This is a genomic window from Leptospira idonii (assembly GCF_004770995.1).
Lineage (GTDB): Bacteria > Spirochaetota > Leptospiria > Leptospirales > Leptospiraceae > Leptospira_A > Leptospira_A idonii.
On sequence record NZ_RQHW01000047.1, the window covers coordinates 78,428 to 90,597 of the forward strand.

General features: G+C 42.5%; 10 protein-coding genes. All 10 read left to right on the forward strand.

The window, feature by feature from the left end; all coding sequences use genetic code 11:
- The first annotated feature begins 14 nt into the window (after positions 1–14).
- The 10 genes from dnaB to EHS15_RS12285 are packed head-to-tail and all read left to right on the forward strand — an operon-like array spanning position 15 to position 12,159.
- A complete protein-coding gene (gene dnaB, locus EHS15_RS12240; RefSeq protein WP_135760866.1) occupies positions 15–1,358 on the forward strand; it encodes a replicative DNA helicase in 1,344 nt (447 codons plus the stop codon).
- A gap of 11 nt (positions 1,359–1,369) precedes the next feature.
- The gene (gene aspS, locus EHS15_RS12245; RefSeq protein ID WP_135760867.1) at positions 1,370–3,175 is read left to right on the forward strand and encodes an aspartate--tRNA ligase; all 1,806 of its coding nucleotides are present in this window, start codon (positions 1,370–1,372) and stop codon (positions 3,173–3,175) included.
- Position 3,176: 1 nt separating this feature from the next.
- Positions 3,177–4,187, forward strand: a complete 1,011-nt coding sequence (locus EHS15_RS12250; RefSeq protein WP_135760868.1) for a PhoH family protein — start codon at positions 3,177–3,179, stop codon at positions 4,185–4,187.
- On the forward strand, positions 4,184–6,556 hold the full coding sequence (locus EHS15_RS12255; RefSeq protein WP_135760869.1) for an HD family phosphohydrolase: 2,373 nt from the start codon (positions 4,184–4,186) through the stop codon (positions 6,554–6,556). Before EHS15_RS12250 ends, EHS15_RS12255 begins: the two co-directional genes overlap by 4 nt.
- Positions 6,553–7,029, forward strand: a complete 477-nt coding sequence (gene ybeY, locus EHS15_RS12260; RefSeq protein WP_135760870.1) for an rRNA maturation RNase YbeY — start codon at positions 6,553–6,555, stop codon at positions 7,027–7,029. The genes EHS15_RS12255 and ybeY overlap by 4 nt, the downstream gene beginning before the upstream one ends.
- Positions 7,019–7,768, forward strand: a complete 750-nt coding sequence (recO, locus tag EHS15_RS12265; protein WP_135760871.1) for a DNA repair protein RecO — start codon at positions 7,019–7,021, stop codon at positions 7,766–7,768. The genes ybeY and recO overlap by 11 nt, the downstream gene beginning before the upstream one ends.
- 2 nt (positions 7,769–7,770) lie before the next feature.
- Positions 7,771–8,022 carry a hypothetical protein gene (locus tag EHS15_RS12270; protein WP_246052131.1) on the forward strand — a complete coding sequence of 84 codons (252 nt, stop codon included), beginning with the start codon at positions 7,771–7,773 and terminating at the stop codon, positions 8,020–8,022.
- Positions 8,019–9,821, forward strand: coding sequence for an arginine--tRNA ligase (gene argS, locus EHS15_RS12275; protein ID WP_135760872.1), 1,803 nt, complete (start codon positions 8,019–8,021; stop codon positions 9,819–9,821). Before EHS15_RS12270 ends, argS begins: the two co-directional genes overlap by 4 nt.
- A complete protein-coding gene (locus EHS15_RS12280; protein WP_135760873.1) occupies positions 9,822–11,081 on the forward strand; it encodes a nicotinamide-nucleotide amidohydrolase family protein in 1,260 nt (419 codons plus the stop codon).
- Between the two features lie 10 nt (positions 11,082–11,091).
- Complete coding sequence (locus EHS15_RS12285) at positions 11,092–12,159, forward strand: aryl-sulfate sulfotransferase (RefSeq protein WP_135760874.1); 1,068 nt, start codon at positions 11,092–11,094, stop codon at positions 12,157–12,159.
- Positions 12,160–12,170 lie beyond the last annotated feature (11 nt).

Consider the following 12,170-nt stretch of genomic DNA (forward strand, 5'->3'; position numbering starts at 1 on the left):
CATCAGGGTTCTCTATGATTTCTAACCCTCTTCAGGAGATAGAGTCTGAGAAGAACCTAATCGGTTACCTGCTCATGCGAGGTGTCGCTGGGCAGGAAGACATGGGGCTTGCCCCCGAAGACTTTTATATGGAGACTCACCGCCGTATCTTCGGTGCCATGGTGGATCTCATCCAAGAGGGAACCTCCCTCGACTTAGTCACAGTCACAAACCATATGCGGGAAAAGCATCTCTTCAAAGACGAGATGCGAGACCTGGAATATCTTTCCTCTCTTTATAAAGATACCGTTCCTTTTCAAACACTCGATTATTATATCAGAAGAGTCAAAAGAGTCTCCGACAGACGTAAATACGTAGAAGCTTTAACTTCTGCTATAGATAAAGTCAAAGGCGAACCGGGAGAAAACGACACAGTTTTCAGTTTGATCGAACAATCTCTGATGGATATTTCCAAACAGGAAAGGTCCAAAGGTCTTCGCAGAGTGAAAGAAGATGCGAATGTTCTGATCGATTACATCAAGACGGTCGTGGCGAACAGTCAAAACGGAGGAGGGGGACTCAGCGGTCTCAAAACCCATTTCCACGGTTTGGATTTGGCGACTACAGGTTTGAAATCACACGAACTTATGATTCTAGCCGCCAGACCAGGAAACGGTAAAACCACTTTCGCTTTGAATATCGCAGCGAATGCTGCATTGAAGGAGCGCAAAACGGTTGCTATCTTTTCCTTGGAGATGAGCCGTTTGGAACTTCTATTGAAACTCATCAGTGCGGATGCTCGTATCGATTCCTATGCCTTGAAGGCGGGAACTTTGACTCCCACTCAGATGATTCAATTGAAAGATTCCATCGGAAACGTAACATCTGCTAGTCTGTTTATCGACGATTCCGGTTATTTGACCATTCAGGAATTTTCCGCCAGACTTAGACAGCTTCGTACTACGGAAGATGTGGGTCTTGTCATAGTGGATTACCTTCAGCTCATGAGTGATCCAAAGGCGGCAATGGGAGGAAGACAGCAAGAGGTATCCAATATCTCCAGAGGCCTCAAGCAGATGGCAAGGGAAGTCGGCTGTCCTGTCATCGCTCTTTCTCAGATGAACCGTTCCATTGAAAACAGATCCAAAGATCAAAGACCTCAACTTTCCGACTTACGGGAGTCAGGTGCTATTGAGCAGGATGCCGATATTGTTTGTTTTATTTACAGGGAGGAAATGGTGAAACCTCCCGAAGAGCTGGACCCGAACAAAAAGGGTATGGCAGAAATCATCATCGCAAAAAACAGGGCAGGTGCTACAGGAGATTTTCCTTTGATGTTCAATCCGAAAATCTCCCGTTTCGACAATGTGCCGATCTAAAGGAAAATACTTTGAAAAACTGGATCCAAGAAGAATATAAAAATAGAATACAAGCAGAGTCCGTAACGGATGCGGATATCGGCAAACAATTGTTTTTTGCCGGGTGGGCGTTTCGTTTCCGCGACCAAGGCGGTGTTATTTTTATCGATTTGAGAGATAGATCCGGGGTGATCCAGGTGGTTGCCAGAAAGGAACTTTTGGGGGAAGAGTTTTCTAAAGCCGAAAAAGTCCGTTCCGAATATGTGATCGGAGTGTATGGCAAACTTTCCTTGAGAGATGCGGATTCCGTAAACCCTAGAATGGCTACAGGGAAGTTCGAAGTTATCGTCGAAAAAATGGAGATTTTGAACTCTTCCAAAACTCCTCCTTTCGCATTGGATGAATTCGATCCGTCCGGAGAGGAAGTTCGACTTAAATATCGTTATTTGGATATGAGAAGAGAAGAGCTGAAAAACAGACTCATTCTGCGTCATAAATTAACTTTTGCTTTGCGGGAATATTTGGATTCCAAATCCTTTTTGGAAATCGAAACTCCCATCTTGAATAAATCCACCCCGGAAGGAGCAAGAGACTTTTTGGTTCCTTCCCGTTTGAATCAAGGAGAGTTTTACGCTCTTCCTCAGTCCCCGCAGTTGTTCAAACAGATCCTAATGATCGGAGGAATGGAAAGATATTTCCAAATCGTAAAATGTTTCCGTGACGAGGATCTTCGCGCGGACAGACAACCTGAATTTACACAGTTGGATATGGAGTTCGCATTCGTTTCGGAAGAAGACATTCGTCGTGAAATCGAAGCTATGTGGTCTTTCGCTTTGAAAAAAGTGTTCGGTTTGGAAATCCAAACTCCTTTCCTTACAATGCCTTATCAGGTGGCGATGGAAGAATACGGGAGCGACAAACCGGACATTCGTTTCGGAATGAAATTGGTGAACGTTTCCGAAATCGTAAAAAATTCCGACTTTCAGGTGTTTAGCGGTGCCGTTGCTGCGGGAGGAGTCGTAAAAGCGATTTGCGTTCCTGGAGGAGCGAACATTTCCCGTAAAGAGATCGAAGACTTCACTTCCTGGCTGAACAGAGACTATCGTGCCAAGGGACTTGCCTATATGAAGCACGGCGCGAACGGTCTTGAATCCACCATTACAAAAAGATTCACTCCGGAAAGCCTGGATGCGATTGCTAAAGCCGTAGGTTCCAAAGAAGGGGATATGGTTTTCTTCGGTGCGGATTCCTTAAAAATTGTGAACGCATCTTTGGGCGCCCTTCGTTTGAAATTATCCGAGAAATACGATCCACCTAAGGCAAATTACAGCTTCCATTGGGTGGTCGACTTTCCTATGTTCGAATACGACGATGCAAACAAATCCTGGACTTTCTTGCACCATCCTTTCACTTCTCCTAGTGAAGCGGATTGGGATAAATTAAGAGATTGGAAAGCAGGTAAAAACGTTGACCTATCTTCAATAGGTGCTAAAGCTTATGATTTAGTTTTGAACGGAACGGAAATCGGAGGGGGAAGTATTCGTATTCACGACGTAGAAATCCAATCTTTGGTTTTGGAAGCCATCGGAATCGATCCTGAATCTGCAAAAAGCAAATTCGGATTTTTATTGGATGCACTTTCTTTCGGTGCGCCTCCTCACGGAGGAATCGCATTCGGTATCGACCGTATCATGATGCTTCTTACCGGAGGTCAGTCCATCCGAGACGTGATCGCTTTCCCGAAAACGCAAAAGGGTCTTTGTTTGATGAGTGAAGCACCCGGAGTTGTGGAAGGAAAACAATTGGAAGAACTAAAACTGAGAGTCATCAACATCTAACATGGATACAAGTTTTACTTTCTCGGAAGAGTCTTTGTATCAAACCATCTGCGGAATCGGCGATTCCCAGTTAGGTTTGTGGGAATCCAGGTTGAAAGTAAAACTTATCCCTAGGGGAAAATCTCTCATCATTCAGGGAGAACCCGACTATACTCGGTTAGCCGTAGAGACCTTTCAGAGATTGGAAGAAAACTTCAAAAAACGTCCCGACAAATCCGACTTCTCCTTGTTTGACATCGATTATATGATGAATCAAGCAAAGGATGCGAGCAAAGGATGGCCGACTCCCGGTTCCAGCGAATTCGAATCCGACGAAAAAGGGGATTGGACTCCCAAGGACAAAGTAGTAGTCACTTTCAAAGGGAAACCCATTTTCCCTAGAACCAAAAATCAGGAAACGTTCGTAGAAAGTTTAAAGAAAAATTATATAACAATTGCTATGGGACCTGCGGGAACTGGAAAAACTTTTTTATCCATTGCCACTGCCTGCAGAATGATGCAGACAGGAGAGGTAGATCGTTTGGTGTTGACTCGTCCTGCAGTGGAAGCGGGAGAGAACCTGGGGTTTTTGCCGGGGGATCTGACTCAAAAAGTGAACCCTTATCTTCGTCCTATTTATGATGCCCTTCACGAATGCATCGGCTTTGAAAAAACGACCGAATATTTACAAGTCGGTAAAATCGAAATCGCTCCTATCGCATTTATGAGAGGACGTACTCTTTCCCATTCCTTTATCATTTTGGATGAAGCGCAAAACTGTACTTTGCCTCAGTTGAAGATGTTTCTCACCCGATTCGGAAAAAACTCCAAAATGGCCATTTCCGGAGACGCCACTCAGATCGATTTGGCGCACGGAAGATCCGGATTAGAGAAAACCGTCCATACTCTGAAAGGATTAAACGGAGTAGAAACTATATTTTTTGGTCGCGAAGACATCACAAGGCATCATATAGTGGAAGCAATCGTAAGAAGGTTCGAGGAAAACGAGGGTCTTTTTACTAAAAAAACATGAAACAGATTTTTGAAAAATCCATGGCCGCATTGACTGACTTTTTAACGAAAGTTAGACCTGTTTCTGTAGTGAGAAACATCCAAATCGTTTTGGTTTTCCTCACTTTGATTTTTGTAACATACAATCTGGCGTTCCCTTTTTTCGGACAAACCAAAATAGACACGGAAGAAGACGGTGCTTTTTCAGAAGGGAAACTCGCCCCTGAAACCATCCAGTCCGTAAAAGAATTTTTCTACGAAGACTTAGATAAAACCGCCCAAGAAAAAGCGAAGGCGTCCGGTAACATTCCTTATTCTTTCGATAAAGATTTCAATGTACTGATCGCAGGGATCGATGTGAATCTTTCGGAAGATATCGAAACCTTAAAGCAGATCGTCGCTGACGGTTCCAGGGTGAATCCATCTCATGTGAAAGAAAAAATCCCTCGTTGGAGAAATCGAACCAACGAAGAAATTCAGGCGATTTTGGATTATCCCCGTAAAGATAAATTGAGATCTTTCATCCAACAATATACGAATTTAATTTTTTCCAGATACTGCATCGTAAAGGAAGATCTCGACTTTCATAAAGAACTGGGCAAATCGGGAGCGAAGATTCGCAATCTGGGAACCCAAGAAGCTTCTTCCGTTGTGGATGGAAGTTTGGTGATTCCTCGTTCCCAAATCTACAAAGAGGGTCCGGTCCTTACCACTTTGCAAAGATTAGCCGAAGAGAAGCTGAATAACGTTTCAGACATTCTTCTCAAGGCAGTCTCCCGAATCGGTTTGTATTATATTTATTCTTATCCTGCTTGCGCTTATAATGCGGAAGAAACGGAAAACGCAAGAAAAAAGGCCGCAGATTCCGTGCCTATGCAAAGAAGCAGAATTCAGGCGAACGAAGTGGTCGTTAGGGCAGGAGAAGTCATCACTCCTTCCGTAAAACTGAAATTGGACATGATGAATCGTTATGCGACCAGAGCCAATCTTGCTTCCATCACTTCCATATTCATCACCCAATGCGTATTGATTGCAATCATCGGTTTTTATCTCATTCGTTACAGACCGAACCGTTTGAACGATCTTTCCAGCAATCTAATCATATTTATCACTCTTTGGATCGTCGTATTTTCGATCTATTTCATATCCAAAATTTTCTATATCAATGATGTGGAGTGGGCAGGTCTTTATTATTTCGGTCTGTTTATTCCTATCGGGATGATCTGTCTTCTTTTGGGTTTTGTTTATGACGAACAACTTTCCATCGCCATAGGTTTTTTCCTGTCGTTTGCGGTATTTTTCGCATCGAGATACAATCCCACCTCGTTTATGTTAGCCTTTACTGTCGCTGTTGTGAGCGCAGTTTACGGAAGAAGGCTGAAGAAAAGAATCGATTTCCTAAAAGCGGGATTCATTCTGAGTTTCGTTCAAATACTGATTTCCACAGCAGGATATTTGTTTGACGGAAGGGACTTCTGGGTCAGCAGTCCGAGCGGAAGTTTTTATTCGGATTTAACTCATTCCAATATTTTTCGTTTAACTGTGGTTTGTTTGATCAACGGGTTCGCAAGCGCCACTGCGGTACAGTTTTTACTTCCTATTTACGAATATGTCTTCAATATCCCCACAAGGTTTAAACTCATCGAACTTGCAGATACGGGACATCCCCTTCTTCAGGAACTTTTGACCAAGGCTCCTTCCACTTATACGCATACATTTATGGTGGCGGCAATGTCGGAAAGAGCGGCTCAAAATTTGAATTTGGACTGGCTTCTTGTTCGTGTAGGGGTTTATTTCCATGATATAGGTAAAATTCCAAATGCGGGCTTTTTCATCGAAAACCAACATTTGATTCCTAAACCGGAACATATCGATAAAAATAATCCTGCTTTAGCGGCAAAGACCGTCATCGATCACGTATTAGACGGAATCGAGATGGCCAAAAAGGCCAGACTGCCTAGAGAGATCATCAATTTCATTCCTGAACACCACGGAACATCCACAATGGCTTTTTTCTATCATAAGGCATTGCAAACTTTGTCCGTTTCCGCACGCAAAAAAATAAAGAAGACCGACTTTCAGTACCCCGGCCCTAAACCTCAATCGAAGGAAACCGGAATCGTGATGATCGCCGATTCTTTGGAAGCTGCTTCTCGTTCTTTGGACGAAGTGTCCAACGAAAGCCTGGACGATTTGATTCGAAAAATCATCAACTCTAAGTTAGCTGAAAATCAGCTGGATGAAAGCGGGCTCACTATCGGGGATTTGGAAATCATTAAATCCAGTTTTAAAGAAGTGCTTCTTTCCAGTCTGCACCAAAGACCTAAGTATCCTAAACCGGAAGAAACCAAGGCTTTGGAAGCCGCAGGCCAGAAAAAACAAAACAAATGAAAGATCACTTTTCCGTTTCTATTCATTGGAACGAAAATGTAAAAAATTCTTTTCTGGAAGAAACGAAAGTCATCTTGAATTTGGAAAAGATCCTTAAATTCGTTTCTCCTTCCTTTCTGAAGAGTTTGGAGATGGACGTTTTGATCGTGGAAGACTCCGAGATGCGTTCCATCAATTTAGAAAGAAGAAACTTCGACAAAACCACCGATGTTCTTTCTTTTCCTCTTTTTACGGAATTCCCCCCTCTGCCTCATCAGATGATAGGAGAAGTTGTCATCTCAATTGATACTTGCATTCGTCAGGCGAAAGAAATCGGTCACTCGAACATAGACGAATTTTATAGACTTCTGGTTCACGGAGTATTACATTTGTTCGGTTATGATCATGAAACTTCCGAAGAAGATGCGGTCTTGATGAGAAAAAAAGAAGACGAATGTCTTGCCTACGTATTTCAAGAAGGATATGGCTCTTAAAAAAGAAAGAGGGATCGTCATTCACAGTATGGATTTCGGCGACAGCGACAGACTGATCAGCCTTGCCGGAGAAAACCATATTCGTATGAAATTTATTTCCAAAGGGATCCGCAAATCGAAAAGAAGGCCCATCGCTTCCACCGAACTTGGTTCTCTTGTGGAGATCGATTTTTATGATCAGGCGGAGAAGGATTGGAAGTCCATCAAAGAGATCGTTTTGGTGAATCGTTACGATCATTTGAAATCGAATTATACAGGCACTTTGTTTCTAATGTATCTTACGGAACTCACTTCCCATTTATATCCGGAAGGAGAACTTCATCCTTTTCTGCATCAGCTTTTATCTGGCTCTTTCGATCATTGTTCTGAGCACGGATTTCGTGCAGAGATACTTCCTTTTTTCAAATTGAGGGCCCTTGCGAATTTAGGTCATTTTCCTACGGAGTTTTACTGCGTGTCCTGCGGGGAGGAGGTTTTGGCTAAGTCGAGATCCTTTTTCTCCTGGGAAAACAGGGAGTTTCTTTGCGGAGACTGTCACACTCTGCCTAAGGACCAATCCTCCATGTTGCGTCTGTTTCATCAGATTTTAAAGACTCGATTCTCCTTATTTTTAGCAGCCAGACCTGGCTCGGATGCGATTCGGGAAGCGGATTACGTTTTGAACCAATATCTTCGCTCGATCACCGGCAAAGAAATGAAATCTTACTTTGAATTCTATAAAACAATTGGATATTCGTAAATGTGAACCAGTTTCCGAAAACGCTGTTGTTTCTAATGACTTTCTCCATCTTTTTTGCACTGTTGCAGGTGTATCTAAAGGCTGAGAAAAAATCGAAAACGAACCCTGCTGCTTTTGAAACATTCTCACCCATTCTCAGGGAAGATCATGAATCCATCCCCGATTTCGTAAAACGATATAGAACCCACTCTTTTGCCGTTTGGGAAAATTCTTATTCTAGTAAAAATAAACCGGACCATACCAAAACAAAATGAATCATAAACAACTTTTGAAAAACAGAGTTCTTTCTCTCATCACTCTTGCTTGCGAAAAATACATTAAGGAAGAGAAACCCGAACTTTCTTTGAACGACTTAAAGATCAGAATCGAATATTCCAGAGATGAAAAATTCGGAGACTATTCTTCTCCTTTTGCATTGGAGAATAAAAACATATTCGGAAAAAACCCGAAAGAGATCGCAGAAAAAATCATTTCTCTCATCGAACCGAGTGAGCTTTTGAGTGAAGTTAGTTTTTCACCTCCAGGTTTCATCAATTTTCGCATTTCTCCCGCTTCCTTATTGGAGTATGTTTCCGAGTTCACTCGTTCGAATGATTGTTTTGCGAAGCTTGATCAAACGAAAAAGATATTATTGGAGTTCGTATCCGCAAATCCTACAGGGCCGATGAACATCGTTTCTGCGAGATCCGCAGCTTACGGGGATGCATTGGGAAATTTAATCTCCACTTTAGGTCATTCCGTAGACAGAGAATTTTATGTGAACGATTACGGAAATCAGGTACATCTTCTGGGAGTGGCTGTACTTCTTCGATTGAAAGAACTGGACGGTGCTGTGATCCAATTTCAAGAGGAAGAGAATGATACATCTCTCTACGACTTGATCGAATCCAATACCATTCCTAAGGAAAGTTACAGAGGGGAGTATATCAAGGATATCGCCAAAGAATATGCTTCCGATTCCTCCAGAAAAAAATCTTTAGAGGAGAGGGTCTCTAAAAAAGATTGGGAGCCTCTGATCGCAGAACTTTCCTTATTCGCTGTAAATTATAATTTGGCAGGTCAAAAAAAGGATCTGGCTTTATTCGGTGTCAACTTCGATCGTTTTTACAGCGAACGAACCTTACATGAAGCAGGGAAGGTGGATGCGGTTCCTTCGTTTCTGAAAGCCGCGGATTTGAAGGAAGAAGAGGGAAAACTCTTTTTTCTTTCCACAAACTACGGAGACGATAAGGACAGAGTGATCCGAAGAGAAGACGGACGTCCCACTTATCTTATGGCGGACATCGCCTATCATAAGGATAAGTTCGATCGAGGGTTCGAAGAGAACATCGATATCTGGGGACCGGATCATTACGGATACATTGCTCGATTGAAAGGAGCCGTGGTTTCATTGGGAAAACCTGCCGATGCATTTCGCGTTTTGATCGCTCAACAGGTAAACTTGATCGAAAACAAAGAAAAGGTGAAAATGAGCAAACGTCTGGGAGTGTTCCAGACGATGACGGATCTTCTTTCTTATTTGGGAAAAAGTGCGAAGGATGTAGGAAGATATTTTTTCCTAATGAGATCTTCCGATGCACCTTTGGACTTTGATCTGGATTTGGCTAAGGACGAATCGGAAAAAAATCCTGTATTCTATATTCAATATGCCCATGCCCGTATCTCTTCCATATTTAGAGAGTTAGGTGATGTTTCTCTGGCGCTCGATCTGAAAGAGGACGATTCTTCCTTTTTCTCTTCGGAAGAAAGAATCAGACTTCTTTTTTGGGTGGCACGTTTTCCCGAGGAAGTGTTCGATTCTGCCGTTTCTTTCGAACCGCATCGAATCACTAATTATCTGCAATCCCTCAGTAAATCCTTTACCAAGTTTTATTCGGGGAAGGACAATCGAATCAAAGAGAAATCGGGAAGGGAAAAGGAAATTCTTCTTCTTCTTTCCACTCAAACTCGTTTCGTTTTGAAATCGGGATTGAGTCTGTTGGGAATCTCGGCACCGGACAAAATGTCCAAAGATGCTGCTCAGAACGAAGAAACCGGTGTAAGCGTAAAATAAATGAAGTCTCCCAGAATCACAATCATCGCCACAGGTTCCGAAATCACAGCGGGTAGAAGCATCGATACCAATTCGGGATGGATCGCACAACAGTTGTTCGAAGAAGGATGGAAGGTAAGAAATTTCATCGCGCTTCCTGACGATCCTAAAATCATTTTGGAAGAACTGAAACATCTGAAAGATTCCGTGGCGAAAGATCCACATACTCCCGTTTTGGTGATTATGACGGGAGGTCTAGGTTCTACCGAAGACGACTACAGCCTTCAATGTGTTTTGGAGCTTCAGAATAAGGAAAGGGAAGTCAGCGAAAAGGCCAGAATCAAGTTGGAACGATTGTTCGCTTCCAGGGGAAAATCATACGAAGAGATTCTTCCTACGATGCTTCGTCAAGTTTATGTTCCAGAGGGAGCGAAAGTTTTGGATAACTCTGCGGGAATCGCAGTGGGATTTATGGAGGAAATAGGAAATTCTTCTTATCTGATTTGTATGCCTGGCGTTCCTTCCGAAATGAAAGAGATGTTTTCCAGAAAACTACTCCCTATCCTAAAAAGAACCTATGCCCCGGAAGATTTGTTTCAGGAAACAAGATGGATTTGGTCCATCGGAGAATCTATGTTCCAAGAACAATTTATGAAGGGACAAAAAGATCTTTTGGATGCTGGTATGGAATGGGGAGTCACTGCGCAAAAAGGATATATCAAAGCGATTTTTCAATCTACAAACAAAAGTTTGTTGGATGAAGTGGTGAAACGAATCGAAAGTTTTTACGGAGAGGCTTGTAGTTTCGACGTGTTCGAGGAAGTGCACAGAGTATTGATCGAAAAACAAAAAACTGTCTCCGTTGCAGAAAGTTGTACCGGGGGGCTTCTGGGAAAAAGGCTTACCGATCTTCCCGGTTCCAGTGCTTATTTTGTAGGAGGGGTTCTTACTTATTCCAACCTTCAGAAGGAAAAAAGTTTGGGAGTTTCCCATTCCACCTTGGAACAGTTCGGTGCTGTCAGCGAAGAAACCTGTTTGGAAATGGTGAACGGTTTGGAAAAACTAACGGACTCCGACTGTTCCCTTTCCATCACTGGAATTGCAGGCCCGGACGGAGGAAGTGAATCCAAGCCTGTAGGAACCGTTTGGATCGGAGTCAAAAGAAAAGGTTCCTCCGCAAGTGCCCATCTCTATCGTTTTCCGGGAAACAGAGAAACGATTCGAGAGAATGCAGCCAACACCGCTATTTATCTGCTTCATCAATTATTAAAATCGAATTAAAGGATCCTCTATGCAATTCATCATTTCTTCTTTCATATTCTTTATTCTTTTCTTTTTCCTTTGGAATGTTCGTTTGCCGATGTTATCTTCCGTAAAGGAAACCTGGATCTGGAATAAGGAAGGTGCTTTCGGAACCTTCCCACCGGGAGAAGGGGAAGATCCTTTGAAGGTATTGAACGGATATCGATTGGAAGGGAGATACTATTCGTTTGCAACGAACAGATTCGTTCCTTTTGAAGAACCATTTAAGTTGGATTATGCGCTTCTTTCCCAAGGGTATTTGGAATACCAAAAGATAGGGGATGAAGTGAATTTTTATTCCGATTCGGGAGAACTGTTTTGGAAAAAACCGATCAATTCTTATCCTAGATCCGGTTATTTCGGAACTCCTGTCCTCTATCTTTCCGGTGACAATAACACTGTGTTTGTATTGGATAACAGCGGGAATGCGAGCGGACTCGGGGAATTGAACGGTCGTTTTCTTACCGATTATGATTTTGCACAGAATGGCAAAGGTGCTGTCGTATTATTTTCCGGAGGAGAGATTTACAGAATCGATGAGAAGGGAAATAAAATCTTTTCTGCGGATCTTTCTTCCGATAAAAACGAATCGTTTTTTAAAAGTGTTTCTTTATCACCAAATGGAAGTTTTACGTTGGTTCACTTTTCCTCCAAGAAAAAAGATTATCTGATGATATTGGATGAGAAAGGAGAGGCCACGGATGAATGGGAACTTTCACAGTTTTATCCTCATAAGATCTATCTCAGCATAGGGAATCGAAAGAATTCCGTTTTGAATTCAGTTGATACTGTGCAATTTTTCAAAGAAGACAAACTGGTTTGGGAAGAGAAAAAAGAAAAAGCAGGATCCGTCTATCAGGCAAATTTCGCATTCCCTTCGGGCTTTGCTTACGGATTGGAAAAAGAGATCGTATTTTTAGATGCGGAAGGAAATAAAATTCGTAAAAAGAATCTGCCTAGTTCTGAATTTCCAATCCGTTTTTTCTCCGGAAAAGAACCGAACACTGCTTATCTGGAAACGAAAAAAGACATTTATCAAATCCGCCTTTTTGAGTAAGGCGGTCGCCG